23 protein-coding genes and 1 pseudogene are annotated in these 25,377 nt (G+C 68.2%); 19 read left to right on the top strand and 5 right to left on the bottom strand.

The window, feature by feature from the left end:
- The coding region (locus tag EDC25_RS14735) for a choice-of-anchor J domain-containing protein (RefSeq protein WP_165910900.1) at positions 1-832 on the top strand (832 nt) is incomplete at its 5' end.
- Between the two features lie 371 nt (positions 833-1,203).
- Here the strand turns inward: EDC25_RS14735 and EDC25_RS11010 are convergent.
- On the bottom strand, positions 1,204-2,070 hold the full coding sequence (locus tag EDC25_RS11010) for a YicC/YloC family endoribonuclease (protein ID WP_123522860.1): 867 nt from the start codon (positions 2,068-2,070) through the stop codon (positions 1,204-1,206).
- 65 nt (positions 2,071-2,135) lie between these two features.
- On the opposite strand from EDC25_RS11010, the gene rph reads away from it, so the two are divergent.
- The 5 genes from rph (at position 2,136) to plsB (ending at position 8,426) form a co-directional block, all read left to right on the top strand.
- Complete coding sequence (rph, locus tag EDC25_RS11005) at positions 2,136-2,867, top strand: ribonuclease PH (RefSeq protein WP_123522859.1); 732 nt, start codon at positions 2,136-2,138, stop codon at positions 2,865-2,867.
- Between the two features lie 3 nt (positions 2,868-2,870).
- Positions 2,871-3,467 (top strand): RdgB/HAM1 family non-canonical purine NTP pyrophosphatase, encoded by a 597-nt coding sequence (gene rdgB / locus EDC25_RS11000; RefSeq protein WP_123522858.1) that lies wholly within the window; start codon positions 2,871-2,873, stop codon positions 3,465-3,467.
- A 29-nt stretch (positions 3,468-3,496) separates the two neighbouring features.
- Positions 3,497-4,648, top strand: coding sequence for a radical SAM family heme chaperone HemW (gene hemW / locus EDC25_RS10995; RefSeq protein ID WP_132577510.1), 1,152 nt, complete (start codon positions 3,497-3,499; stop codon positions 4,646-4,648).
- Between the two features lie 357 nt (positions 4,649-5,005).
- A complete protein-coding gene (locus EDC25_RS10990; RefSeq protein ID WP_132577509.1) occupies positions 5,006-5,896 on the top strand; it encodes a hypothetical protein in 891 nt (296 codons plus the stop codon).
- Between the two features lie 22 nt (positions 5,897-5,918).
- A complete protein-coding gene (gene plsB, locus EDC25_RS10985; RefSeq protein WP_164484140.1) occupies positions 5,919-8,426 on the top strand; it encodes a glycerol-3-phosphate 1-O-acyltransferase PlsB in 2,508 nt (835 codons plus the stop codon).
- 458 nt (positions 8,427-8,884) lie between these two features.
- Here plsB and EDC25_RS10980 read toward each other — a convergent pair whose 3' ends face one another.
- The gene (locus EDC25_RS10980) at positions 8,885-9,091 is read right to left on the bottom strand and encodes a YdcH family protein (RefSeq protein WP_123522855.1); all 207 of its coding nucleotides are present in this window, start codon (positions 9,089-9,091) and stop codon (positions 8,885-8,887) included.
- A 92-nt stretch (positions 9,092-9,183) separates the two neighbouring features.
- On the opposite strand from EDC25_RS10980, the gene EDC25_RS10975 reads away from it, so the two are divergent.
- The 4 genes from EDC25_RS10975 to EDC25_RS10960 all read left to right on the top strand — a co-directional run bounded on the left by EDC25_RS10975 (position 9,184) and on the right by EDC25_RS10960 (position 13,533).
- Positions 9,184-10,875, top strand: a complete 1,692-nt coding sequence (locus EDC25_RS10975) for a SulP family inorganic anion transporter (protein ID WP_123522854.1) — start codon at positions 9,184-9,186, stop codon at positions 10,873-10,875.
- Positions 10,876-10,895: 20 nt separating this feature from the next.
- Positions 10,896-11,774 (top strand): tRNA 2-thiocytidine(32) synthetase TtcA, encoded by an 879-nt coding sequence (ttcA, locus tag EDC25_RS10970; RefSeq protein ID WP_123522853.1) that lies wholly within the window; start codon positions 10,896-10,898, stop codon positions 11,772-11,774.
- A gap of 92 nt (positions 11,775-11,866) precedes the next feature.
- Positions 11,867-12,763 (top strand): recombination-associated protein RdgC, encoded by an 897-nt coding sequence (locus tag EDC25_RS10965; RefSeq protein ID WP_123522852.1) that lies wholly within the window; start codon positions 11,867-11,869, stop codon positions 12,761-12,763.
- The gene (locus EDC25_RS10960) at positions 12,760-13,533 is read left to right on the top strand and encodes a M48 family metallopeptidase (RefSeq protein WP_123522851.1); all 774 of its coding nucleotides are present in this window, start codon (positions 12,760-12,762) and stop codon (positions 13,531-13,533) included. Before EDC25_RS10965 ends, EDC25_RS10960 begins: the two co-directional genes overlap by 4 nt.
- A gap of 228 nt (positions 13,534-13,761) precedes the next feature.
- Here the strand turns inward: EDC25_RS10960 and EDC25_RS10955 are convergent, their stop codons facing one another.
- Positions 13,762-14,616 carry an alpha/beta fold hydrolase gene (locus tag EDC25_RS10955; protein WP_164484138.1) on the bottom strand — a complete coding sequence of 285 codons (855 nt, stop codon included), beginning with the start codon at positions 14,614-14,616 and terminating at the stop codon, positions 13,762-13,764.
- Entirely contained in the window at positions 14,613-15,644 is a 1,032-nt protein-coding gene (hemH, locus tag EDC25_RS10950; RefSeq protein WP_123522849.1) for a ferrochelatase, read from the bottom strand. The genes EDC25_RS10955 and hemH overlap by 4 nt, the downstream gene beginning before the upstream one ends.
- 242 nt (positions 15,645-15,886) lie before the next feature.
- On the opposite strand from hemH, the gene EDC25_RS10945 reads away from it, so the two are divergent.
- The 5 genes and pseudogenes from EDC25_RS10945 to tatC all read left to right on the top strand — a co-directional run bounded on the left by EDC25_RS10945 (position 15,887) and on the right by tatC (position 19,090).
- The gene (locus tag EDC25_RS10945) at positions 15,887-16,849 is read left to right on the top strand and encodes a hypothetical protein (protein ID WP_132577508.1); all 963 of its coding nucleotides are present in this window, start codon (positions 15,887-15,889) and stop codon (positions 16,847-16,849) included.
- A 137-nt stretch (positions 16,850-16,986) separates the two neighbouring features.
- Positions 16,987-17,655: pseudogene (locus EDC25_RS10940) on the top strand (lipid-binding SYLF domain-containing protein); the annotation flags it as partial.
- Between the two features lie 84 nt (positions 17,656-17,739).
- Positions 17,740-17,958, top strand: a complete 219-nt coding sequence (tatA, locus tag EDC25_RS10935; protein ID WP_123522845.1) for a Sec-independent protein translocase subunit TatA — start codon at positions 17,740-17,742, stop codon at positions 17,956-17,958.
- 24 nt (positions 17,959-17,982) lie between these two features.
- Positions 17,983-18,342, top strand: coding sequence for a Sec-independent protein translocase protein TatB (gene tatB / locus EDC25_RS10930; RefSeq protein WP_123522844.1), 360 nt, complete (start codon positions 17,983-17,985; stop codon positions 18,340-18,342).
- Positions 18,329-19,090 (top strand): twin-arginine translocase subunit TatC, encoded by a 762-nt coding sequence (gene tatC / locus EDC25_RS10925; RefSeq protein ID WP_123522843.1) that lies wholly within the window; start codon positions 18,329-18,331, stop codon positions 19,088-19,090. Before tatB ends, tatC begins: the two co-directional genes overlap by 14 nt.
- Positions 19,091-19,102: 12 nt before the next feature.
- On the opposite strand, the gene EDC25_RS10920 is transcribed toward tatC, so the two are convergent.
- Positions 19,103-19,816, bottom strand: a complete 714-nt coding sequence (locus tag EDC25_RS10920; protein ID WP_123522842.1) for a hypothetical protein — start codon at positions 19,814-19,816, stop codon at positions 19,103-19,105.
- Between the two features lie 232 nt (positions 19,817-20,048).
- On the opposite strand from EDC25_RS10920, the gene EDC25_RS10915 reads away from it, so the two are divergent.
- From EDC25_RS10915 to EDC25_RS10900, 4 genes are all read left to right on the top strand, one after another.
- Entirely contained in the window at positions 20,049-20,300 is a 252-nt protein-coding gene (locus EDC25_RS10915) for a hypothetical protein (protein WP_123522841.1), read from the top strand.
- A 103-nt stretch (positions 20,301-20,403) separates the two neighbouring features.
- Complete coding sequence (gene glyQ, locus EDC25_RS10910) at positions 20,404-21,303, top strand: glycine--tRNA ligase subunit alpha (RefSeq protein ID WP_123522840.1); 900 nt, start codon at positions 20,404-20,406, stop codon at positions 21,301-21,303.
- A 63-nt stretch (positions 21,304-21,366) separates the two neighbouring features.
- Positions 21,367-23,568 (top strand): glycine--tRNA ligase subunit beta, encoded by a 2,202-nt coding sequence (gene glyS, locus EDC25_RS10905; RefSeq protein WP_132577507.1) that lies wholly within the window; start codon positions 21,367-21,369, stop codon positions 23,566-23,568.
- Between the two features lie 243 nt (positions 23,569-23,811).
- The gene (locus EDC25_RS10900; RefSeq protein ID WP_123522839.1) at positions 23,812-25,332 is read left to right on the top strand and encodes a hypothetical protein; all 1,521 of its coding nucleotides are present in this window, start codon (positions 23,812-23,814) and stop codon (positions 25,330-25,332) included.
- The last annotated feature ends 45 nt before the right edge of the window (positions 25,333-25,377 follow it).

Raw genomic sequence — 25,377 nt, 5'->3', positions numbered from 1 at the left:
CGGCCAGACGGTGCAGTTCCGCTGGCGCGTCGGCACCGACTCGTCGGTCGCGGCCAACGGCTGGCACCTGGACGACATCAAGGTCCAGGCCTGCGCAACCGGCGGCGTGGTCGACCTCATCTTCCGCAACGACTTCGAATGCGCGGGGGGGCTTGACGGGTGCAGTGTGCCGGTCACGCTGAACGAGGGCTTCGAGGACATCAGCACGCTGCCCGGCGCCGGCTGGATCCTGCAGAACAACAGCCAGCCGCTGGGCTCCACGGACTGGATGCAGGGCGACTCGCTCAACATTCCGGCACAGGCCGGCGGTCCGGACTCGTTCATCGCCGCCAACTTCAACAACGCCGCTGGCGTCGGCACCATCAGCAACTGGCTGGTGTCGCCGCTGCTGAACTTCGATGACGCTTCCTCGGTGTCGTTGTGGACGCGGACGTCGGGAACGGCGACCTATCCGGACCGCCTGGAAATCCGCGCCTGCTCGGGTGCCACCTGCACCAACGTGGGCAGCGGCGCCGCGGCGGTGGGTGATTTCACCATCCTGCTGGGCACGGTGAACCCGGACCTGCAGCCCGGCGACGACCCGACCGGCCAGAACGGCTACCCGTTCAATGCCTGGGGCAACTTCCAGTACGACCAGTCGCATGGCCTGCCCACCAGCGGCCAGGGCCGCATCGCCTTCCGCTACTACGTCACCGACTCGGGGCCGGATGGCAACAACGGCAGCTACATCGGCATCGACAGCGTCAGCATCCAGTCGGCCGGCGTCCTGGCTGCACCGGCTGCGGGCAACAATCGCGGCGCTTCCCGGCCGGCTTCCGGCGGCGACCGTTGAGCCATTGACCTCCGGTCGCGCGAAGGCGCGGCCGGAGTTTCCAAGGCGGAGGCCAATCCTCCGCCTTTTTTGTGTGCGCGGGAAAAGCGGCGCGGCAGGCCACGGCTTTGTCTGCTGGAAGCCGCAGCTGTCAGCTATCAGCTATCAGCTATCGGCGACGGGCGACGGGCGACGGGCGACGGGCGACGGGCGACGGGCGACGGGCGACGGGCGACGGGCGACGGGCGACAGTAACAGGCCGGGCCTGGCGCAGTGTGTGGCGCGGGTTCGCAGTCCCTCACAAGCAGGGCGCCGGGGCGGACTCCGGGACCGGGTGGCGCCCGCAATCGTCAACGGGAAATCCACAGCGCCGCCGGGCGGGCGGTGCGGCCCTACTCGATATTCTGGACCTGCTCGCGCATCTGCTCGATCAGGACCTTCAGTTCGACGGCCGCCTGCGTGCTGCGGCCATCGACCGACTTGCTGCCCAGCGTGTTGGCTTCGCGGTTGAACTCCTGCATCAGGAAATCCAGGCGCCGGCCGACCGCTTCCGCCAGCCCCAGTGTGCGCCGCGCTTCCGTGACATGCCCGGCAAGGCGGTCCAGCTCCTCGTCGACATCGAGTTTCGACAGCGACAGCACCACTTCCTGTTCCAGCCGGCCCGGATCAAGCGGCTGCTTGAGGTCGGCGAGACGCGCTTCCAGCTTCTGCCGCAGCGCCTTGCGGATGTCCGGCAGGAGGTCGCGCACGACCGACACCTGGTATTCGATGCCAACCAGGCGCTCTTCCAGCAGTGCGGCCAGGCGCCCACCCTCGCGTTCGCGGGCGGCGATGAAGGCGTCGATGGCCTGGTCCAGCACTTCCAGGGCCTGCGCCTGCAGCGCGGCCTGGTCGGTATCCGGCTCGGCGAGGACGCCCGGCCAGGCCAGGATGTCGGTGAGCGACAGGCGCTGCAACGTGCTGGGCAGGTGTTCGCCAAGACGGCGCACGACCTGCGTCAGTGCCAGCACCATCGGTTCGTTGAGCACCAGCTTCATGTCGCCCTGGCCGCGCTTGATGCGCAGCGTCACGTCCACCTTGCCGCGCGCGACGCGGGCGGCGACGCGTTCGCGCACCGGGCCGTCCAGCGCGCGCAGGTCTTCCGGAAGGCGCGGCGCGACCTCCAGGAACCGGTGGTTCACCGAGCGCAGCTCCCAGGTGAGGGTGCCCCAGGGCGTATTTCGTTCGGCTTCGGCGAAGCCCGTCATGCTGCGGATCATGGCGCGTCCAACCCGGGAAAACGGCAATGGTAAACTCCGCGACCCCCGATTCCCAAGGACCGGCGATGCCCCTGCCCTCCCGCCCCAGCGGCCGCGCCGCCGACCAGCTGCGCCCGCTGGCCATCGAGCGCGGCTTCACCCGCCACGCCGAAGGTTCGGTACTGATCAGCTTCGGTGATACCCGCGTGCTGTGCACGGCCAGCGTCGAGGACCGCGTGCCCGGCTTCCTGCGCGGCAAGGGAGAAGGCTGGGTAACGGCCGAATACGGCATGCTGCCGCGCTCCACGCACACGCGCAGCGACCGCGAAGCGGCGCGCGGCAAGCAGGGCGGACGCACGCTGGAAATCCAGCGCCTGATCGGTCGTTCACTGCGCGCCTGCATCGACCGCCGACTGATCGGTGAACGCACCATCACACTGGATTGCGACGTGCTGCAGGCGGATGGTGGCACGCGAACGGCGGCCATCACCGGCGCCTATGTCGCCCTCGCCGATGCCGTCGACCAGCTCCTCCAGAGCGGCGCGATCGCGAAGAACCCGCTGTTCGGCCAGGTCGCCGCGGTTTCCGTCGGCATCTGGCAGGGGATGCCGGTGCTGGACCTCGACTATGCAGAGGATTCCGCCTGCGAAACCGACATGAACGTGGTGATGAACGACGCGCTGGGATTCATCGAACTGCAGGGCACCGCCGAAGGGCACGCGTTCCGCCAGGACGAACTGGATGCGCTGCTCGCGCTGGCGCGCAGCGGCATCACCGCCCTGCTGGCGGCGCAACGGGCGGCGCTGGGCCGCGGCTGATCCGTGCGCGTCGTCGTCGCCACCGGCAACCCCGGCAAGCTCGCCGAACTGCGCGACCTGCTCGGCGACGCCGGCCTGGAGCTGGTTGCACAGAGCGAACTGGGCATCGCCGAGGTGGATGAGACCGGGACGACCTTCGTCGAGAACGCGATCATCAAGGCCCGGCACGCCGCGCGCGCGGCTGGACTGCCCGCCCTCGCCGACGACTCCGGGCTGCTGGTCGATGCCCTTGGTGGCGCACCCGGCCTGTATTCGGCGCGCTACGCCGGTCCCCGGGCGACCGCCGCCGACAACATCGCCCGCCTGTTGCAGGCGCTGGAAGGCGTGCCCGATGACCGGCGTGCAGCCCGCTTCCACGCCTGCATCGTGCTTCTGCGCCACGGCGAGGACCCGGTGCCGCTGATCGCTGAAGGCACCTGGCCCGGGCGTATCCTGCAGGCACCCCGCGGCGCAGGGGGATTCGGTTACGACCCGGTGTTCTTCGATCCCGCGCAGGATGCCAGCGCCGCCGAACTGGCCGAGGCGCTGAAGAACCGCATCAGCCATCGCGGCCGCGCGGTCGCCGCGCTGCGCGAACGCCTGGCGTCGATGCCGCGGTGAACGCGACCGGCCTGGCAGCGGAATCCGGCATGCAGCCGGCGACGGCGCTGGCGCTCTACATCCACCTGCCGTGGTGCGTGCGCAAATGTCCCTACTGCGACTTCAATTCGCACCGTGCCCCCGACGACCTGCCGGTGGCGGAAACGGTCGGCGCACTGATGGCCGACCTCGACCGCGATCTGGACGACTATCCATCACTGCGTCACCGTCGCATCGGCTCGGTGTTCTTCGGCGGCGGCACGCCCAGCCTGTTTCCGCCAGCGGCCATCGCCGACATCCTCGCCGGCGCCAACGCGCGACTGGCCTTCAGCGACGATGCCGAAGTGACGCTGGAAGCGAATCCCGGCACCACCGAACGCGGCCGTTTCGTCGGCTACCGCGAAGGCGGCGTCAACCGGGTCAGCCTCGGCGTGCAGAGCTTCGACGACGCCATGCTGCAGCGGCTTGGCCGCATCCACGGCCGCGCCGAGGCGCTGCAGGCTGCCGCGGAAGTGCATGCCGCGGGCATTCCCGAGCTCAACCTCGACCTGATGTACGCCCTGCCGCAACAGGATCTCGACGGCGCGACCGCCGATGTCGAGCAGGCGATCGCGCTGGCACCGACCCACCTGTCGCATTACCAGCTGACACTGGAACCGCACACCGAATTCGCCGCGCGCCCGCCCGTGCTGCCGGACGACGACCTTGCCTTCACCATGATGGAAGCCTGCCAGCAGCGCCTCGCCGCCGCCGGCTTCCGCCACTACGAGACCTCTGCCTATGCCCGAGAGGGCCACGCCTGCCGGCACAACCTCACCTACTGGCGCTTCGGCGACTATCTGGGCATCGGCGCTGGCGCGCACGGCAAGCTGACCATTGACGGCGTCGCACGACGGCGCTGGAAACACCGCCATCCTCGGCACTGGCTGCAGCACGCTGGCAGTGCGGCCGGGATCGGTGGCGACGATGCGGTCGCGGCGGTCGACCTGCCCTTCGAGTTCGCGATGAATGCGCTGCGGCTGCATGAGGGTTTCACGCTGGCGCAGTTCACGGCCACCACGGGCCTCCCGGCGGCTGCCATCGGGGAAACGCTGCGGCGCGCGGATGCACGCGGGCTGCTAGAGCGCGAGGGCGAACGCATCTTCGCCAGCGAGCGCGGCCGCCGGTTCCTCAACGACCTGCTGACGCTGTTCCTGCCCTGAACCGGCTGTGTGCCCCACGCAGCGGTTGCCGGCGACTGCAACGGCCTGCCGATGCTGCCGATCCGGCACTGCCGGATTCCGCCGCCCGACCCGACCGATCTGCCACGGTGGCCGACACCCGGTTAGGCAATCGCCCATCACAGCACGTTCGCGGCGGTGGCGCCCATGCCATCAGTCCGGCTTGCCTGCAGGGCATTCCGGCTCTACAGTGCCGCCCGACGTCCACAGCCCGGCCCAGACAGCTCGCCATCCGGACGTCAGTCCCCGCGCTGTTGCGCCCGGCCCATTACGAGACCGACAACGCCCGTGCCGATCACGGGGACGCCCACCTTGCCCAACTTCCGACTGGAGAACGCCATGTCCCGCCTCAACCTCGTTCCGCGCCTTGCCCTGTTCGGCGCCGTTGCACTGCTGGCCGCCTGTGGCGGCGACAATGGCGGCGCATCGTCTTCTGCTGCAGCCACGTCGGGTGACACGCCGCACGGCGCGGTGCTCGGCTCCGCCGAACTGCTGCGCAAGGGCGATTTCGTGGCGCTCGTCAACGCCTCGGTGCCGCCGGCCCGCCTGGAGCAGGCCAAGCAGCGCTTCATGGCCGACCTGAAGTCGGAAGAGATCACCGAAGAGCGCCGCGCCGAATTCGCACAGACCATGCAGCGCCTGACCGGCCCGAACGCCGAGGCCGAGATGATGGCCGAGATCCGTCCGCAGCTGGAACAGTTGCAGGCGCCGGAAATGAAGGCGCAGCTGCCGGCCATGATCGCGATGGGCAAGGGCTTCGCGCTGCAGGCGATCAATGAAGACCAGGACATGACGGCGACGCAGAAGGCCCAGGCCTCCGGCATCCTCAATGCCATCGCCAGCTGGGCCGAAACCGGGCAGTTCGCCGAGATCAACCGCGCCGAACGCGCCGTTGCCGCCATCGTCAGCACCGCCCGCTCGCTGCCGGTGAAGACCCTGGACGAGGTCTATGCCCTCGACTTCAACGGCATGATGGGCCTGTTCTCCACCGCCTTCACCGGTGTCAAGGACATCTTCAAGGCCTATGACATCGACCTCGACCGCACGCTGTCCACCGTCCGCGCCGAAACCGTCAGCCAGGACGGCGACAACGCCAATGTCCGTGTGAAGATGGAGCTCCTGGGTGCGCCGCTGGAGTTCGACACCCAGATGGTCCGTGTCGATGGCCGCTGGTATGGCAAGGACACCCTGGACAAGCTCAACGAAAGCGGCGCAGCTGCCGCCAACTGACCGGACGAGGCACAATCCGGCCATGACTTCGTCTGGCCTGTCTTCGCTCGAACATCCCCGCGCCCACCGCCCACCGCTGTGGGCGCGGTTGCTTTCGGCCCTGCAGAAGCCCTGGCTCAAGCTGCGCATCGAGCAGCCCGAGGCCGACGGGGGCTTCGATCCGTCGCGCCCGTGGTGCTACGTGCTCGAACGCGAGGGCACCAGCTACCAGCTGATCCTCGACCGCGCCTGCCGCGAAAGCGGGCTGCCCGGTCCGTTCGAGCCGCAGCCGGCGCTGGAACGCACGCGCTCGACGCTGTACGTCTCGCGTCGACGCAGCATGCCCTTCGTGCGCCGCGACCGCGCGGTGGCCGACACGGCCGAGCTCGACACCCTGGTCCTGCGTGCCGCCGCCGATCCGGACTTCGACTGCCAGCTGGTGCCGGTGTCGATCTTCGTCGGCCGCGCCCCCGACCGCAGCACCGGCTGGTTCCGCGTGCTGTTTTCCGAACACTGGGCGGTGACCGGCTGGTTCCACCGCTTGCTCGCGCTGCTGCTCAACGGTCGCAATACCTGGGTCCGCTTCGCGCGCCCGGTGTCCGTGCGCGAACTGCTCGACGACGGCACCGTGCCGGCGAAGGCGACCCGCAAGCTGGCGCGCGTGTTGCGCATGCACTTCCGCCGCGTGCGCACCGCCATGATCGGGCCGGACCTGTCGCACCGGCGCATGCTGATCGACACGGTGCTGGCATCGCCTGCCGTGCGCGACGCCATCGTGGCCCAGGCCGCACGCGACAACACCAGCATCGAGGCGGCACAGAAACAGGCGCGAAAGTTCGCACGCGAAATCGCCGCCGACTACTCGCATCCGTTCGTGCGCTCGCTGTCGTTCATCCTGAACCGCTTCTGGAACCGCACCTACGACGGCGTGCGCATGCACCACCTGGACACGGTGAAACAGGCCGCGCATGGCGCCTCGGTGATCTACGTGCCGTGCCACCGCAGCCACATCGACTACCTGATCCTGTCGTACCTGCTCTACCACAACGGCCTGGTGCCGCCGCACATCGCCGCCGGCGTGAACCTCAACCTGCCGGTGATCGGCGGCATCCTCCGTCGCGGCGGCGCCTTCTTCCTGCGTCGCAGCTTCAAGGGCAATGCGTTGTATCCGGCAGTCTTCGCCGAATACGTGGACACGCTCTACGCGAACGGCACCGCCATCGAATATTTCATCGAAGGCGGCCGCAGCCGCACCGGCCGGCTGCTGGCGCCGAAGGCCGGCATGCTGGCGATGACGGTGAAGAGTTTCCTGCGCACGCCGCAGCAGCCGGCCGTGTTCCTGCCGGTCTATATCGGCTACGAAAAGCTGATGGAGGGTAATTCCTATCTTGGCGAACTGGCCGGACAGGCCAAGCGCAAGGAAAGCATCGGCGGCCTGCTGCGTTCCTGGCGCGTGCTGCGCAACAAGTACGGCCAGGCCGCTGTCAGCTTCGGCGAGCCGATCGAGCTGCGCGCGCACATGGACGCGCACGCGCCACAGTGGCAGGCCGAACGCCTGTCGCCGCGCGCGGAATGGCTCAACCCCGCCGTCGACAGCCTGGCGACGCGGATTCAGACCGAGGTCAACCGCACCGCCGAGGTCAACGCCGTCAACCTCATCGCGCTGTCGATCCTGGCGGCACCAAAGCACGCCCTCGGCGAAAGCGACCTGCTGGCGCAGATCCGGCTCTACCAGACCCTGTTCACGCGCGTTCCGTATTCCTCGCGTGTCCGCGTCTGCCAGGACAGCGCCGAGGACATCGTCGCCCATGGCGAGAAACTCGGCTGGCTGGTCCGGACCAGCCATCCGCTCGGCGACGTGCTCAGTGCGCAAGGCGACCAGGGCATCCTGCTCAGCTATTTCCGCAACAACGTCCTGCACCTGGCGGTCTGCGCCGGCTGGATCGGCTGCTGCCTGCTCAACAACCGCGAGATGAGCCGCGCCAGCGTCGCGCGTGCCGGCCGCATCGTCTATCCGTTCCTGAAGGCCGAGCTGTTCCTGCCCTGGAGCGCCGACGAATTCGCGCAGGAACTGGAACGCACCATCGACGTGCTGATCGCCGAAGGCACGCTGGACGCCCGCGAGGACGACCGCATCGTGCGCCGTCCCGGTGGTGGCACGCTGGGCCAGTACCAGCTGCGCCTACTCGGGCACACGCTGCTGCAGACCATCGAGCGCTACTACATCTGCGCCGCCGTGCTGGCGCGCTCCGGTTCCGGCACGCTTACCGCCGGCGAACTGGAAAACGTCTGCCACCTCACCGCACAGCGGCTGAGCCTGCTGCAGGAACTGTCGGGTCCGGAGTTCTTCGACAAGGCGCTGTTCCGCGGCTTCATCCAGCAGTTGCGCGCGCTCGGCGTGGTGACCACGAACGAACAGTCGCGGCTGGTATTCGGCGAACAGCTCACCGACGCGCTCGAGGATGCCCGCCTGATCCTGTCGCGGGAAATCCGCCATGGCATCCTCAAGCTCACGCCGGAAGCCCGCGAAGCCGCCGCCAGCGAAGACTGAGTCACGGCGCCCGAACACCGGTTCACCGGCATCCCCGCATCGGCGACGAAGCCGGCGTCGGCAATGCAACCGGCACCGTGCGTGTTCAAGCCGCCAGGGCACACGACTCAACGTCTGGACCTGCGCCGGCGCGGGGTCCTCATCCACGTCCTCGGAGTGTCGAGCCGCCGCTGCCGACGACGTGGCGGGCGGCGAATTGCGCCCGTCATCCGCCAGCCGGCGGGCGCCCGTCGCAGCGCTGCACTAAGACACTGGATGCCCGCCTTCGCGGGCATGACGGAGCAGAGACTTCGCCGTCACTGGCGCGACCGCGAGGCGCAACGTCTTCGTCGCGCCCAGGCACGACTGCGGGTAGCAGGCGCTTCGCCGCCACCTGGCGCGACTGCGAGGAGCAGACACCTTGCCGCCATTGGGCGCGACTGCATGGGGTGCAGGCACGGGCGTTGGACGCCCGCGGTTTACGCGCCGAGGTCGGGGATCAGCAGGCTTTCAAGGCGGCTGATCTCGTCCTTGAGCCGGAGCTTGCGCTTCTTCATGCGCGTCAGTGCGACCTGGTCGACGCCCGGTTCGTCATTGAGGCGGTCGATCAGCAGGTTGAGGTCGCGATGCTCGGTACGCAGCTCGATGAGCCTGCGCGCGATCGTCGCGGGATCGAACTGGTCCATGGACGCGCTCCGTCGATGGCCGCAGGATAGCGCAGCGTCGCCGCGCCCGGCGCCCCGGGGAAGCGGCGATCGCCTACAATGGGCACCTCACCATGTACTCGCGCAACGCCACCCCGTCCTGGCACCTGTACCTGCCCAAGCTGGTTACGGTGCTGCGCCATGGCTACAGCGTGCAGGACCTGCGCCGTGACCTGCTCGCCGGACTGACCGTCGCGGTGGTCGCCCTGCCACTGGCGATGGCACTGGCCATCGCGTCCGGCACCACGCCCGAGAAAGGCCTGCATACGGCGATCATCGCCGGCTTTCTCATTTCGGCATTTGGCGGTTCGCGCGTCCAGATCGGTGGTCCGACGGCGGCATTCATCCCGGTCGTCTTCAACGTCATCGAGCGTTTCGGCTACGGCGGACTGCTGCTGTGCACGCTGATCGCCGGCCTGGTCCTGATCGCCGCCGGCCTGATGCGCGTCGGCGCGCTGATGCGCTACATGCCGCAACCGGTGATCACCGGATTCACCGCCGGAATCGCCGTGACGATCTTCCTGAGCCAGGTGAAGGACGCACTGGGCCTGGAGATCGAACGCCTGCCGGGCGAGTTCTTCGAGCGCCTGCAGACCTACGGCCAACACCTGGGCACCTTCAATCCCTGGAGCATCGCGCTGACGGTCGGCTGCCTGGCGCTGATCATCGGACTGCGGCGCTGGCGCCCGGCCTGGCCGGGCTTCCTGATCGCCGTCATCGCCGGCTCACTGTTCGCCCTGGGCCTGACGCTGCCGGTGGCAACCATCGGCTCGGCCTATGGCGACATCCCCTCGACACTGCCGGCGTTCGCCCTGCCGGAGCTGCCGTTCTCGCGCATCGGCGAACTGCTGCCGAGCGCCCTCACCATCGCCTTCCTTGCCGGCGTCGAATCGCTGCTGTCGGCGGTCGTCGCCGACGGCATGATCGGCGGCCGCCACCGCAGCAACTGCGAGCTGGTCGCGCAGGGCATCGCCAACGTCGGATCGGCGTTGTTCGGTGGCCTGCCCGCGACCGGCGCGATCGCGCGCACGGCGACCAACGTGCGGGCCGGGGCGCGTTCGCCCGTGGCCGGCATGATGCATGCAGTCTTCCTGCTCGTCTTCATGCTGGTCCTCGCGCCGCTGATGCGCTGGGTGCCGCTGCCGGCGCTTGCGGCGGTGCTACTCGTCGTCGCCTGGAACATGAGCGAGATCGAGCGCTTCCGGCACCTGATGAAGGCGCCAGTCGGCGACCGCGTCGTACTGCTTGCCACCTTCGGCCTGACGGTGATGTTCGACCTGACGGTCGCGATCCAGGTCGGCGTGCTGCTGGCGGCCTTCCAGTTCATGCACCGCATGAGCGAAGTGGTGGCGCTGGACCGGGACGTGTCACTGGTCGACGAGGACCAGGACGATCTCGCCGGTGATCGCCAGCCGGACATGCGTGACGTGCTGCCCGGTGGCGTGGCGGCATTCCGGATCAGCGGGCCGCTCTTCTTCGCCGTCGCCAACCGCCTCGACAACGTGCTCGACCAGTTCGCCGATCCGCCCCGTGCCTTCATCCTGCGCCTGCGACTGGTGCCGCTGATCGATGCCTCCGGTGCGCAGGCGCTGGAGAGCTTCCTCGACCGCTGCCACCGCCTGAAGATCCGCGTGCTGCTGTCGGGCATCCAGCCGCAGCCGTCGCGGGTGCTGCGCGACATGGGCATCAGCGCGCACCCGGCGGTCGCCGGCATGGCGCGTGATTTCGAAGCGGCGCTGATCCTTGCCCGCCAGCTTGTGGCCTGACCCGAAAAATACTTCGAAACATGAGCCAGCCGTCCAGCATCGCCCGATCGCAGCCGCGCCAGGACCACAAGGTCGCCAAGCGGCTGCGTCGCCAGGTCGGCCAGGCGATCGCCGACTTCGCGATGATCGAGGAAGGCGACCGGGTCATGGTCTGCCTTTCCGGCGGCAAGGACAGCCACGCCCTGCTCGACATCCTCCTGCGCCTGCAGGCCAAGGCACCCGTGTGCTTCGAACTGCATGCCGTGCACCTTGACCAGAAGCAGCCGGGCTACGACGCCGACCTGCTGCCCACCTACCTGCGCGACAACGGCATCCCGTTCACGATCGTCGAACAGGACACCTACAGCGTCGTGCAGCGCGTGGTGCCGGAAGGCAAGACGATGTGCGGCCTGTGCTCGCGCCTGCGCCGCGGCGCGCTCTACCACCACGCGACCGCGCAGGGATTCACCAAGATCGCGCTCGGCCACCATCGTGACGACATGGTCGAGACGCTGTTCCTGAACCTGTTCTTCCACGCCCGCCTGGGCGCGATGGCGCCGAAGCTGCTGAGCGACGACGGACAGCACGTGGTGATCCGGCCACTGGCCTACTGCAACGAAACCGACCTGGCGAACTATGCCGCCATGCGCGGTTTCCCGATCCTGCCCTGCAACCTCTGCGGCAGCCAGGACCATCTGCAGCGGCAGGCAGTGAAATCCATGCTGCAGGAATGGCAGCGCCGCTTTCCCGGTCGCGTCGAGAACATCGCGCGCGCGCTCACCGACGTGCGGCCGGCGCAACTGGCCGATCGCAACCTGTTCGATTTCGTCGGACTCGGACGCGAAGCCGCCGGCCCAACGTTGACGGCCCATGACTGGCTCGCCGATCGCGGCGACGACGCGCCCGGCGACGCAGCGTAGAATCGCATCGCAAGCACACTCGCAGCGGCTCGCGCAACGCGACGCTATGGCGCTACAGTCACGCGCCATCACGATGGACAACCACGCAACGCATGTTCCGAAACCTGACCCTGTTCCAGATCCCCGCCGATGCATTGCCCGGCCACAGCGAACTGGTCGCCGCGCTTGAAGGCGCGCGCCTGCGCCCGCCCGGACCGCTGGAATTGAGCACGCAGGGCTTCGTTTCACCCTACGGACGCAACCACGAAGTCCTCGGCCACGGCCTCGGGCAGCATTCGCTGGTCACCTTCGGCAGCGAAAGCCGGATCCTGCCGGCGCAGGTGGTGAACGACGCCGTCGCAGAAAAGCTCGACCGCATCGAAGCCGAACGCGGACGTCGTCCGGGTGGCAAGGAGCGCGCGCGCATCAAGGACGAAGTCCTCACCGAACTGATGCCGCGCGCGTTCATCAAGCCGTCGCGCACCGATGCCTGGCTCGACCACGGCACCGGCTGGCTGACCATCGACAGCGCCAGCAAGAAGGTCTGCGAATCCTTCGTCCAGGGATTGCGCGAAGCGCTCGGCAGTTTCCCGGCCACGCCGGTGTCGGCACAGACCTCGGCGCGCCTGGTGCTCACCGCGTGGCTGACCGGCGACGCGCTGCCGGAGGACTTCGCGCTCGGCGACGAATGCGAACTGCGCGACCCGGCCGACGATGGCGCAATCGTGCGCTGCCGCCGCCAGGACCTGGAAGCCGAGGAAGTGCGCGAGCACATCAACGCCGGCAAGCAGGTCGCACAGCTGGCGGTGAGCTACGACGAGCGCATGCAGTTCGTCATCGGCGAAGACCTCTGCCTGCGCAAACTGCGCTTCAGCGACGTCGTCAACGAACAGCTCGGCGATATCGGCGGCGATGACGCCATCGCCGAGCTGGACGCCCGCTTCGCGCTGCTTACCGGCGAGATCACGCGCCTGCAGGCGCGTCTCGGAGAACTGTTCGACCTGTCATGAGCCGCCTGGTCAAGGAACGCTGGCTGGAGCTGGCCGGCAGCAACGGACAGCCGCTGTTGATCCGCATCATCGATGTCGCGCGCACGCGCCACCTGCGCCTGAGCCTTGGACGCGACGGACCGCGCCTCACCAAGCCGCGCTGGGTGCCGCTGTACGAAGCGGCCGCGTTCGCCGAGCACAAGCGCGAATGGCTGGAGGCGGTGATCTCCGAGCAGGCGCAGCGGCGCCCGCCCATCGACTGGCCGCAGGGCCTGCCCGCAGGCGCGCCCGCGAACCTGCCGCTGCGCGGTGAACTGATCCCCTTGCACCTGGCCGATGCGCCACGGCCGTCGGTCGTGCTGCGCGGCGACGGCCTGCACCTGGCCTTGCCACCGCGCCTGCCGGCGCAGCGCCAGCGCATCGCGGCTGGCCAGCTGCGCACGTTCCTGGAAGCGCAGATGCGCGCCGATGTCGCCGCGATGATGCCGGCCTATGTCGAACGGCTCGGCCGGGCACCGACGCACCTGCGCATCCGGCCACTGCGTTCGTTGTGGGGTTCGCTGTCGGCGCGAGACCATCTGTCGCTGGATCTCGCGCTGGTCATGGCGGCGCCGGCGGCGCTGGAATACGTGCTCGTGCACGAACTGGCGCACCTGTTCGAACGCAACCACGGCCCCGATTTCTGGGCACTGGTGGCCCGGCTGCTGCCCGATTTCCGCGACCGCCAGCAGCTGCTGCGCAGCGAAGGCGAGCGCGTGAAGTCGGCGCTCGCGCTGGCGCTGGCACGCTGACTACGCCTTCCCTTTGTTGCGTGCGCGGTCGGCTATCACCACCGCGATTCGCCGCCCCAGGCGGATTCGCACGGCTGGCTGAAGCGGTGCAATCCGCCGGTTGCCGACGGTCGAGCGCACGCGGACAAGGCGGTTCGCTGTTCCGGGTTGAGTGGCGCGGCGCCTGTTCAAGACCGTCGCGGCGGATCGGACGCGTGGCGGTCAGACCATTGACACCGCCACCTCCGGCTACCCGAGGAACGCGCGGATCGCTTCCGCCAGCGGCGCCGGCGTTTCCATGTGCAGGTGATGGTGGCCGGGGAAATCGCGGCGTTCCGCCTTCGCCAGCGCGGCCAGCCGCGCCGCCCGCTGCGCGGCGTCCATGAACGGCAGCGGTGGATCGGCGAGCAGCATCAGCGTCGGGCATTCGATCTGGCGAAGGATGGCATCCACATGCGCCGCGTCGACGCGGAACGGGCTGGCCAGGCGCAGCCGTGGATCGCTGGACCAGCGCCAGCCGCCGGCGACAGCTTCGACGCCCCGGTCGACCAGGGAGCGCGACGCCCGTTCCGACAGCCCGCCGGCCTGCCGGCGCGCCTGTACGGCGGCGTCGAGATCTTCGAATACGCGCAGGCGTTTGCCCGCGGCGAAGGCCATGCGCTCGTCCAGTGCATCGCGCAGGCGTCCGGGCGCGTCTGTCGCTTCGCCCGACAACGGACCCGCCGACTCGATCAACAGCAGGTGTTCGACGCGCGCCGGACATGCCGACGCCAGCAGCGACAGCAGCGCGCCGCCCAGCGAGTGGCCGAGCCAGGTACTCCGGGTCCACTGCAACTGGTCCAGCACCTGAAGCAGTTCGTCGAGGTAATCGACATAGTGGTACCAGGCGCCGGGCGGTCGATGATCGGAGCGACCATGCCCGGCCAGGTCCAGCGCGACGATCTCGCAATCCGGCAGCAGCGACGCGATGGCGTCGAAGCTCGCGGCATTGTCGAGCCAGCCGTGCACCGCCAGCACGCGGCGAGGCGCCCCGGGATGGTGGACGCGCGCCGCCAGCGCCAGGCCGGAGGCCAGCGTGAAGCGGCGTTCCTCGACCGGCGTCACGCCGTGCGATCCGCGAACGGCGGCCAGTCGGCACATTGCGCGCGCACCAGTTCCGCCAGCGCATCGGCGTGTCCGGCATCGTCATTGAGGGCCGGCACGTAGTCGAAGCGCTCGCCGCCGGAGCCGAGGAACAGGTCGCGATACTGCATGGCGACTTCTTCCAGCGTTTCCAGGCAGTCGGCCGCGAATCCGGGACAGGCGACGTCGAGGCGGCGCACGCCGGCGGCGGCCAGTTCGGGAATGCGCGCGTCGGTGTAGGGCTGCAACCAGGGCTCGCGGCCGACCCGCGACTGGAACGATATCGACCACTGGTCCGCGGCCAGCCCGAGCCGCGCCGCGATGGCGGCGGCGCTGGCCCGGCACTGCCCGTAATACGGATCACCGGCGTCGACGTAGCGTTGCGGGATGCCGTGGAAGGAGAACAGCAGGTGGTCACCCCGCCCCTGCGCCTGCCAGTGGCGTTGCAGGCTGCCGGCCACGGCGGCCTGCCAGTCCGGCAGCGAGCAGTACTCGTCGACGAAACGCACCGCAGGAATCCGCCGCCATGTCGCCAGCTCGGCCATAACGGCATCGAAGACGCTGGCGGTGGTGGTCGCCGAATACTGCGGATACAGCGGCAGTACGAGCAGGCGCTGCAGACAGCCGTCATGGTCCAGCCGGCGCAACACGTCCGCGATGGACGGCTGACCGTAACGCATCGCCATCTCCACTTCCACGCTGGCGGGCAAGCGATCGCGCACCGCATCGGTGAGCGCGCGGGTGTGGAAGGCCAGCGGCGAGCCCCTGTCGCTCCACACCGTCGAATAGGCATGGGCGCTGCGGCGCGAACGCAGCGGCAGGATGATGCCGTGCAGGATCGGCAGCCAGAGCCAGCGCGGCTGCTCGACCACCCGCGGATCAGACAGGAACTGCCGCAGGTAACGGCGCACATCGGCGGTCTTCGGCGCATCCGGCGTGCCCAGGTTGACCAGCACCACGGCACTGCGGCCGGCGCCGGCGGGGTCTGCAACCGGGATGGATCGGTACATCGGATACTCCTGAGCGGGCGTGATGCGCCCCGGGTGCCTGGAACAGCCCGGCCAGCCACCCCGGATGGTCGCCGTCCCGACTGCGCTGGACCGGGCAGTTTACGGGCCGCTCCCGACCAATTACAGCCGGACCGGGCGCCGCCACGGCCCGGCGGGCCTGGGCGTTCATGCGGCGCTTGATTTTCGTTTGCGCCCTGTTAGGCTGTCAGCACTACTAAAAGCAATGCCTTGCGATGTATTGGGTGACAGTTAAACGCCGGCTGGTGGCCGGTTGTCTTGCCTGCGCGTTCCTCGGAGCGGTCGCAGCGCCTGCTGTCGCCCAGAGCGGCTACATCGTCAATGCCGCCGATCCCACCAGCGATGGCACGCACGACAACCTCTGGCGGGTCAACCTGTCGGACGGCAGCGCGACCCGGATCGGGCCCCTGGACATCCGCGTCAACAGTTCCGTCATCAATTCCGACGTCGAAGGGCTGGCGCTGGAATCCGCCAATGCGCTGTATGGCATCGACGACGCCATCGACGCGCTGCTGTCGATCAGTCCGCACAACGGCCTTGCGGTTCCCTTCGACCGGGGCAGCGACAACCTGCGCCTCGGCCTGTCCGGCTCTCCGCTGGACCCGGGGCTGACCTTCGACTGCGACGGCAACCTGCTGATGTCCTCGGCCACCCGGCGCACCCTGTACCGGCTTTCCAGGACAACCGGCCAGGCCACCGTGATCGGTCGCGAAGGCGGTCTCAATGCGAAGATCGCCGACATCGCCGTGCGTGGCGGCGATGTCTATGGCATCGGCATCGACGGCGACGAAGGCCTGTACCGCATCGATGCGCAGGCCGGCACGGCGCAGCGCATCAGCAGCTTCGGCAGCACCATCCGGCTGGCCAATGCCGGCATGGACTTCGACAGTTCCGGGCGGCTGTGGGCGATCGGCCACGTCATCGACAACAGCGGCCAGCCGCAGCCCAGCCGGATTCTCCGCATCGACCGCGATACCGGTGCCGTGGAACTGGGCGCGACCACGAAAACCGGCGTGAAGAGCCTGGCGATCACGCCGCCGCGCTGCAACGTGCCCAACCCCGGCAGTCCGGGCGGCACGCCCGACCCGGCAGGGGTGCCCTTCGCATCGACCTGGATGCTGCTGTTGCTGGCGCTTGGCCTGGGCGGCCTGGCCTCGCGGCGACTGCCACCGGTCCGCACGGACTGAGCCCGTTCCGCTTCCCTGCATCCACCCGCCGTCGTCACGAGGCAATCCGCTTGCAGGCGCGTGCCGCCGTTCCGCCATTAACCCTGCATCCACGCTGTCCCAGCGATAGTGTCGTTCATCTGCCACGGAGTGCCTCCATGTTCCGACACACCCTGCTCGCCCTCTGCCTGACCCTGCTTGCCGCGACCACCGCGCAGGCCAATCCCAAGCTGCACGAACGCAGCCAGGATGCCGTGCGGGTCCTCAACGAGGTGATGCAGATGCCGGAAAGCGCACTGCCCTCGCACATGCTCCGCGACGCCCATGCGATCGCGGTGATTCCCGACGTCGTGAAGGCCGGCCTGGTCATCGGCGGCCGCCATGGCAAGGGCCTGATCTCGGTGAAGACGCCCGAAGGCGTGTGGAGCAATCCGGTGTTCATCAAGATCACCGGCGGCAGCGTCGGCTGGCAGGCGGGCGTGCAGGCCACCGACGTGATCCTGGTGTTCCGCACCGAACGCGGCCTGGACACGCTGGTCAACGGCAAGTTCACCATGGGCGCCGACGCCTCCGTCGCCGCCGGTCCGGTGGGCCGCAACGCCTCCGCCGCCACTGACGGCAACCTCAAGGCGGAAATCTATTCCTATTCGCGCAGCCGCGGCCTTTTCGCCGGTGTTGCCCTCGACGGCAGCGTGATCCGCATCGACCACCGCGCCAACGAGGCGATCTACGGACGCGGCATCACGCCGAGGCGCGTGTTCGCCGGCGGCGTCAGCAATGTCCCGGCGCCTGTCGTTGATTTCCGCGACGCGCTCGAGGAATACACGCAGCGCTGACCGGCCGCGCATGCCGGACGCCGCCTCCGCGCGGCATGCGTTACCATCCCGCATCCACCCGCACTGGAGAACATCATGGGTACATTCAGCATCTGGCACTGGCTGATCGTGCTGCTGGTGGTCGTCCTGCTTTTCGGCACCAAGAAGCTGCGCAACCTCGGTGGCGACCTGGGTGAGGCCGTCCGTGGCTTCCGCAAGGGCCTGGCGGGTGACGAGACGGAAAAGCTCGAAGCCGACAGGACCGCTGCCGAAGCGGAGAAGCAGCAGGAACCCAGCAGCAAGCGGCAGGACTGACCGCCGCCTTCGCGTGCCGGTGACATGGTCGACCTGAGCCTGCCCGAACTGGCGGTCATCGCCGTGGTCGCGCTGCTGGTGCTCGGCCCCAACCGCCTGCCTGGCGCCGCGCGAACCGCCGGCGCCCTCGTGCGCCGCATGCAGCGCAGCTGGGCCGGACTGCGCGCGGACATCGAGCGCGAACTCGCCGCGGATGAACTCAAGCGCGAGCTGCGGCAGAGCGCGCAGGAACTGGATGTCGACGCCCTGCGCGACGACCTCGCCAGGACCCGGCGCCGCATCGAAAACGACCTTTCCCTGAGCAGGGACGACAGCGCGCCGCCCGCGGGCGACGCCGCGCCTTCGGACACGACAACCGACCCGGCAAGCGATGGCCGCTCCTGAGACCGATCCGGACCCGGCGCCGGAACAGACCTTCATCGAACACCTGACGGAGTTGCGCAACCGTCTTCTGCGGGCGGTGGCGGCGATCCTGATCGTCTTCCTTGCGCTGATCCCGTTCGCCACCGATCTGTACGCCTGGCTGGCCGAACCCTTGCTCAGCCGCCTGCCCGCCGGTGGCCAGCTGGTCGCGATCGAAGTGGCCGGCCCGTTCCTGACGCCACTGAAGCTGGCGTTCTTCACCGCGCTGATGGTGACGATGCCGTTTTCGCTCTACCAGGCATGGGCTTTCGTGGCCCCGGCGCTGTACCGCAACGAGAAGCAGCTGGCGATCCCGCTGCTGGTGTCGAGCACGCTGCTGTTCTACCTGGGCTGCGCCTTCGCCTATTACCTGGTGATGCCGGTGGTGTTCGGCTTCCTCGCCAGCATCACGCCCGATGGCGTGGCGATGATGACCGACATCGGCCGCTACCTGGATTTCGTGCTGATGCTGTTCTTCGCCTTCGGCATGTGCTTCGAGGTACCGGTGGCGACGGTGATCGTCGTCGCCACCGGCTGGCTCGATGTCGGCGCGCTCAAGCGCAGCCGACCCTATGTGATCGTCGGCGCCTTCGTCGTCGGCGCCATCGTCACGCCGCCCGACGTGCTCTCACAGGTGATGCTGGCGGTGCCGATGTGCCTGCTCTACGAACTGGGCATCGTCGCGGCGACGGCGCTGGTCCGCCGCCGCGAGGCCCAGGCCGGGCACTGACGGCAGCGAGGCTCAGTCGTCGCGGCGCCGGTCGCGATCGGCCGCCCACATCGACGCCGCCAGCCACGGATGGACCAGGACGGCGACCAGCGCACCGGTCAGCAGTCCGGCGCCCAGGCTCACCAGCAGCATCGAAAACAGCAGCATCACGAGGATCAGCGCGCCCGCCAGAACCAGCAGCGCCGGCAGGTTCTGCATGCTGGTCCGCCAACCATCGCGAATCGCCTTGACCGGCTCGACATCCCGCAGCGCGACGTCCGGCACGCTGAAGAACAAGGCCATCAGCACCCCGACCAGCACCGCGACCATGAGCACCGGCAGCAGCAGCGTCCCGATGCCCAGGCGCGCCAGGGCGAGGTTGCTGCCGGCGACCGCGCTGGTCTGGCCATCGCCCGCGAACAGGGCACCGACCATCAGGCTGAACAGCCAGAGCACCAGCAGCGGCGCGGACAGGACGAGCGCCCGCTGCCAGCGTCCAGATCCGATCGCAGCATCGACCGGACCGCGGATCGAATCCTGCCGCGTCTGTTCAAGCCAGTGGATCAGTCCACCATAGGACACCGGCGCCACCAATGCCGAAAGCAGGCCACCGATCCAGGGCACGAGCGCCGCCACCGCACAGGCGATCGCCACCGCCGCCATGGATTTCGGACGCGATGTCCACACCTGCGCGCCCGACCACAACCACTCCAGACCGGCCTGCGCCGGCGTCGTCCTGTCGCTCATGATTCCCCCCGGAATTTCGCTTCGTCGATGGTTAATTTCGGCCTGTCCCGCCTTGGTCGCCATGGTGACATGAACCGCGTCAACAGGCCAAACGCACAAGTCGTCAAGCTTGTCAAACTGGGCATAACATGTGCTATAAATTCACCGCACGCCGGGTCCTGAACAGTGGTGACAAGGCTGCAATGGGTAGACGAAATTTCTTAGCCAGTACACAAAAATAGAGAGTATTGAAATGAGCAATCAACCCGCCGACGACATCCGCGACGCCAGCCTGCGCGTCGCCAAGAGCTACCGCGACGCACTGAAGGCCTACGCCGCCATCCACAGCCGCCCGCTGTACGACGTGACCAACGAAGCCATCGAGGCCTACCTGAAGATGCAGGGCTACGGCGACCTCAGCAAGGCGATCCGTTCCCGCTCCGGCGGTTCCGGCACCGCCGCCCCGAAGAAGCGCGCCGCCAAGAAGGCCACGCGCCGCAGCTGAGCAGCGAATCCGGGCCGGGCGCACCTGCGTCCGGCCTGCGCCTCAAGTCGGGGCGCGCGTGGCTATATAATTGCCGGCCCTTTCCACCTGGCCTGCAGCGCGCGTGAACGCCCCCACCTTCCAGGACATCATCCAGACACTCAACGCCTACTGGGCGAAGCAGGGCTGCGTCCTGCTGCAGCCGCTGGACACCGAGGTCGGCGCCGGCACCTTCCATCCCGCCACTTTCCTGCGTGCCCTCGGCCCCGAGCCCTGGAACGCCGCCTACGTCCAGCCCTCGCGCCGCCCCACCGACGGCCGCTACGGCGAGAATCCGAACCGCCTGCAGCATTACTACCAGTACCAGGTGGTGATGAAGCCGAACCCGGACAACATCGTCGAGCTGTATTTCGATTCCCTGCGCGCCCTCGGCGTCGATCCTTTGGTGCATGACCTGCGCCTGGTCGAGGACAACTGGGAGTCTCCGACCCTGGGCGCCTGGGGCCTGGGCTGGGAAGTCTGGCTCAACGGCATGGAAGTCACGCAGTTCACCTATTTCCAGCAGGCTGGCGGCATCGAATGCCGGCCGGTGACGGGCGAGATCACCTACGGCCTGGAACGCCTGGCCATGTACCTGCAGAACGTCGAGAACGTCTATGACCTGGTGTGGACCGTCGGTCCGCAGGGTCCGGTGACCTACGGCGACGTCTTCCACCAGAACGAAGTCGAGCAGAGCACCTACAACTTCGAGCACGCCAACGTCCCCGAGCTGCTGCACTGGTTCGACGTCTGCGAGGCCGAGGCGCTGAAGCTGGTCGAAGCCGGCCTGCCGCTGCCGGCCTACGACCAGGTCTGCAAGGCCAGCCACAGCTTCAACCTGCTTGATGCCCGCCGTGCCATTTCGGTGACCGAGCGCCAGCGCTACATCCTGCGCGTACGCACGATCGCCAAGGCGGTGGCCGAAGCCTATTACGCACAGCGTGAAAAGCTCGGCTTCCCCGGCGTGAAGCGCCAGGCCGCCTGATCCCGAATTTCCGGTCCACCCTGCGCCCCCGCGAACTGCGGGACGCCCCAAGCGAATCCGCCCATGAGCCAGCATCTGCCCCTGTTGATCGAACTCGGCTGTGAGGAACTGCCGGTCAAGGCCCTGCCCGGCCTGGCCCAGGCCCTGTTCGACGGTGTCCGCGACGGGCTCGACAGGCGCGGCGTGTCCTTCGACCGCGAACAGGCACGCCTGCTGTATACGCCGCGCCGCCTTGCCGTCCAGATCGACGCCGTCGCCATCCGCCAACCCGACCAGGCCAGCGAAGTGCTCGGCCCGTACCTCAACATCGCCCTCGACGCCGACGGCCAACCGACCAAGGCACTGCAAGGCTTCGCCGCCAAGGCCGGCATCGACTGGCAGACACTGGAACGCACCACCGACGGCAAGGGCGAGCGTTTCGTCCATCGCAGCGTGAAGCCGGGTGCCGCCACCTCCGAACTGCTGCCACAGCTCGTCGAGGAAGCGATCAACGGCCTGCCGATTCCGAAACCGATGCGCTGGGGCGATCACGACTACGCCTTCGTGCGACCCGTGCACTGGCTGGTGCTGCTGTTCGGCAACGAGGTCATCGACTGCGACGTGCTGGGCGTGCGCAGCGGACGCCTCAGCCGCGGCCACCGTTTCCATGCGCCGGCCGCCATCGAGCTGGCCGCACCGTCCGACTACGAGGCCCGCCTGCACCAGGCGCGCGTCATCGTCGATCCGGTCGTGCGCCGCAGCGCCATTGCCGCCATGGTCGAACAGGCCGCGTCGGAAGCCGGTGGCACCGCCCGCATCGACGAAGGCATCCTCGACGAGGTGAACTGCCTGGTCGAATGGCCGGTGCCCATCCTCTGCTCCTTCGAGAGCGACTTCCTGCGCGTGCCGCAGGAGGCGCTGATCCTCACCATGGAAACGAACCAGAAGTTCTTCCCGGTGCTGGATGACGAAGGCCGGCTGACCGAACGGTTCATCGGCATCGCCAACATCGAGTCCCGGGACCCGGCGGAAATCCGCAAGGGCTACGAGCGCGTCATCCGGCCACGCTTTGCCGACGCGCGCTTCTTCTACGACGAGGACCGCAAGCAGGGCCTGGCGTCGATGAATGCCGGCCTGGCCCAGGTCACCTACCATGCGAAGCTCGGCAGCATCGCCGACAAGATCGAACGCGTCGCCAAGCTGGCGTACGCCATCGCGTCCCAGGGTGCTGATGTCGACCCGGCATTGGCGGAGCGCGCGGCCAGGCTGTCGAAGGCCGACCTGCAGTCGCGCATGGTCAACGAGTTCCCGGAACTGCAGGGCATCGCCGGCCGCTACTACGCCTACGAAGATACCGCGTTGAACGACCTCGACGACACCAGCCGCGCGAAACTCGCGCTGGCCCTGGACGAGGTCTACATGCCGCGCAATGCCGGCGACGACATCGCCACCTCGAAGCTGGGCCAGGTCCTGGCGATCGCCGAGCGCCTGGACACGCTGGCCGGCGGTTTCGCGGCCGGCCTCAAGCCGACCGGCAACAAGGATCCCTTCGCCCTGCGCCGCAATGCGCTCGGACTGGCCCGCACAATTATTGAAAGCGGATTCGAGCTGGACGAACGCGCATTGCTTGCCATGGCAACGCTCAAGCCACTGGCAGCTGTCGAGCGCCAACGCATCGCGAGCGAAGCCGGCCATGCTGATGGTCCATCCGTCTTGGTCGTCATAGAGAACAATCTGATTCCAGCAGCGGAACGGATAGCCGATGACCTTTTCAACTTCATCACTGAACGCCTGCGCGGCTATTACGAGCAGCGCGGTGACTACGACGCCAACCGTTTCGAGGCGGTGGCCGCCGTCAAACCCGTCTCGCTGGTCGATTTCGACAGGCGCCTGCGCGACCTGAAGGCGTTCGCAGGCAGCGAGGACGGCCAGGCGCTGGCCGCCGCCAACAAACGCTGTGGCAACCTGCTGCGCAAGGCCGGCGAATCGGGGGAAACCATTCCCGCCACCGTCGACAGCAGCCTGTTCGAAGGCGATGCCGAGCGCGCGCTGGGCGACGCGCTCGCCGCTGCCGAAGCCGCGACCGCCCCGTTGTTCGAAGGTCGCGACTACGTCGCCGCGCTGGCCCGGCTGGCGCAGCTGCGTCCGGCCGTCGACGCCTTCTTCGATGGCGTGATGGTGATGGCCGACGATCCCGCCGTGCGCGGCAACCGCCTCGCACTGCTGGCCCGATTGCAGCAGCAGTTCCTGCGCATCGCCGACATCGGACGCCTCGCGACGGGCTGAGTCCGGCCCGGCGCCCCCGGATCGGGCGCCACGGCCAGCATGCGCGCGCCTGCAGCGGCGTCGCGCACCTGCGGGTGCGTCCGCGGCCCGCATGCCGGCCGGAGGTGTTCTCCTGCCGATCCGGATGCCGGGGACCATCAGGCCGGCGCAATCGCCGACGATCCTCATGGCCTTTGCAGAGCTGGCGGGAATGCGCCCGCTTTTGCGCTCTGGAGATTATTGCCAACCCGGGGAGGGCCACCTATGCCTGCGAGCCACACCTTGCTGCGCCTGTCTGCCGCGCTCGGCGCGACATTCGCTTTTTCCGCCGACGCCGCGGTCTTCACGGTCACGAATACGGATGACAGCGGCCTGGGCTCCTTGCGGCAGGCGATCCTCAACGCCAATGCATTGACTGGCATGGACACGATCCGGTTCAACATCCCCGGGACCGGCCCCCACACGATCCGCGTCGACACGCCCCTGCCTGGCATCTCCAGCCCGGTGTACATCGATGGCTACTCCCAACCCGGCAGTGGCATGAACACCGCCGCACTGGGCACCAATGCCGACCTGATGATCGAGCTGCGTCCCAGCCCGACCTATTCCGGAACCGGATCCGGCCTGATGCTGCTGGTCGGCAGCAATGGCAGCACCATCCGCGGGCTGGTGGTGAACCGCTTCAACGGCGTGCAGATTTCCGCCACTGCCGGCCACGATTGCCTCATCACCGGCAACTTCATCGGCACCGATCCCACTGGAACCATCGGCTATCCGGGCAGTCCCGGCACCCGCATCGGCATCACGGCCGCCAGCAACGGCTGCCGCATCGGTGGCCCGACGCGCGCTGAGCGCAACCTCGTCTCCGGGCTCAGCCATACCGGCATTGCGGTGACCGGCAGCAATGTGACGGTCCAGGGCAACCTGGTCGGCACGAATGCGAATGGCACGGCAGCGCTGGGAAACCGGAGGGGAATCGTCGTCGGCGCCTCGAACACGATGGTGGTCACACAGAACGCCCTGATCGGCGGCGAGAATGTCGGCGTGCAGACGCCGCGCAATGTCGTCTCCGGCAACACCGTGCTCGGTATCGAGGTGATCTCCGGCAACGGCCACCGCATCGAAGGCAACATCATCGGCCTGGCCTCGCTGCCGTTGGCCGCCGTCCCCAACGAGGGCCCTGGAATCCATGTCAGCCGCGGCAGCGACACGGTGATCGGCTCCGTGCAGGCCGGACAAATCAGCAACATCATCGCCGGAAACAGCGGCGCGGGCGTGCTGATCTCCGGGCCTGCAGACAATGCGACGGCGCCCCAGGGTGTCATGGTGGTCGGCAACGGGATCTTCGGCAACGGCGGCCTGGCGATAGACCTGGCGGTCAGCGCTGAAGGCGTGACACCGAACGATCCACTCGATGCCGATGAAGGGCCGAACCAGCTGACCAATTTTCCGGTGCTGACCGGCCTGACGTATACGGCAACGCAGACCCGGCTTGCCGGCAGGCTGTCCGCCGAGCCAAGCCGCCTGTACTACGTCGACATCTATCGCGCCGCCAGCTGTCACGACAGCGGTCATGGCGGCTCATCGAGCTACCTGGGTTTCGTTTCGCTGAGCACGGACGGCAGCGGCGAAGGCCAGTTCGAGTTCGTGATCGATGAGATTGTCGACACCGGTTTCGCCACGGCGACCGCCACGGCCGGACCGGCGATCATCGGCCCCACATCGGAGTTCTCGCCCTGCTTCCCGCTGGGCGACCTGCTGTTCGCGGACGGCTTCGAGCCCTGAGGCCCACCCGCGCAGCAGCGGCGTGCCTCATCGGCGGCGCGCCGC

Origin of the sequence: Pseudofulvimonas gallinarii (assembly GCF_004343305.1) — a bacterium.
Taxonomy (GTDB): Bacteria; Pseudomonadota; Gammaproteobacteria; order Xanthomonadales; family UBA2363; genus Pseudofulvimonas; species Pseudofulvimonas gallinarii.
The sequence above is the reverse complement of the archived record's forward strand: the minus strand, read 5'-3'. Positions and strand labels throughout refer to the sequence as shown.

Coding starts and splice junctions, on each gene's coding strand:
- tatB (WP_123522844.1), top strand. CDS start 17,983: ATGGTCGACCTGAGCCTGCCCGAACTGGCGGTCATCGCCGTGGTCGCG.
- EDC25_RS10960 (WP_123522851.1), top strand. CDS start 12,760: ATGAGCCGCCTGGTCAAGGAACGCTGGCTGGAGCTGGCCGGCAGCAAC.
- EDC25_RS10965 (WP_123522852.1), top strand. CDS start 11,867: ATGTTCCGAAACCTGACCCTGTTCCAGATCCCCGCCGATGCATTGCCC.
- rph (WP_123522859.1), top strand. CDS start 2,136: ATGCCCCTGCCCTCCCGCCCCAGCGGCCGCGCCGCCGACCAGCTGCGC.
- EDC25_RS10920 (WP_123522842.1), bottom strand. CDS start 19,816: ATGAGCGACAGGACGACGCCGGCGCAGGCCGGTCTGGAGTGGTTGTGG.
- tatC (WP_123522843.1), top strand. CDS start 18,329: ATGGCCGCTCCTGAGACCGATCCGGACCCGGCGCCGGAACAGACCTTC.
- EDC25_RS10975 (WP_123522854.1), top strand. CDS start 9,184: ATGTACTCGCGCAACGCCACCCCGTCCTGGCACCTGTACCTGCCCAAG.
- EDC25_RS10915 (WP_123522841.1), top strand. CDS start 20,049: ATGAGCAATCAACCCGCCGACGACATCCGCGACGCCAGCCTGCGCGTC.
- hemW (WP_132577510.1), top strand. CDS start 3,497: ATGCAGCCGGCGACGGCGCTGGCGCTCTACATCCACCTGCCGTGGTGC.
- EDC25_RS11010 (WP_123522860.1), bottom strand. CDS start 2,070: ATGATCCGCAGCATGACGGGCTTCGCCGAAGCCGAACGAAATACGCCC.
- plsB (WP_164484140.1), top strand. CDS start 5,919: ATGACTTCGTCTGGCCTGTCTTCGCTCGAACATCCCCGCGCCCACCGC.
- tatA (WP_123522845.1), top strand. CDS start 17,740: ATGGGTACATTCAGCATCTGGCACTGGCTGATCGTGCTGCTGGTGGTC.
- EDC25_RS10990 (WP_132577509.1), top strand. CDS start 5,006: ATGTCCCGCCTCAACCTCGTTCCGCGCCTTGCCCTGTTCGGCGCCGTT.
- ttcA (WP_123522853.1), top strand. CDS start 10,896: ATGAGCCAGCCGTCCAGCATCGCCCGATCGCAGCCGCGCCAGGACCAC.
- glyS (WP_132577507.1), top strand. CDS start 21,367: ATGAGCCAGCATCTGCCCCTGTTGATCGAACTCGGCTGTGAGGAACTG.
- EDC25_RS10980 (WP_123522855.1), bottom strand. CDS start 9,091: ATGGACCAGTTCGATCCCGCGACGATCGCGCGCAGGCTCATCGAGCTG.
- EDC25_RS10900 (WP_123522839.1), top strand. CDS start 23,812: ATGCCTGCGAGCCACACCTTGCTGCGCCTGTCTGCCGCGCTCGGCGCG.
- hemH (WP_123522849.1), bottom strand. CDS start 15,644: ATGTACCGATCCATCCCGGTTGCAGACCCCGCCGGCGCCGGCCGCAGT.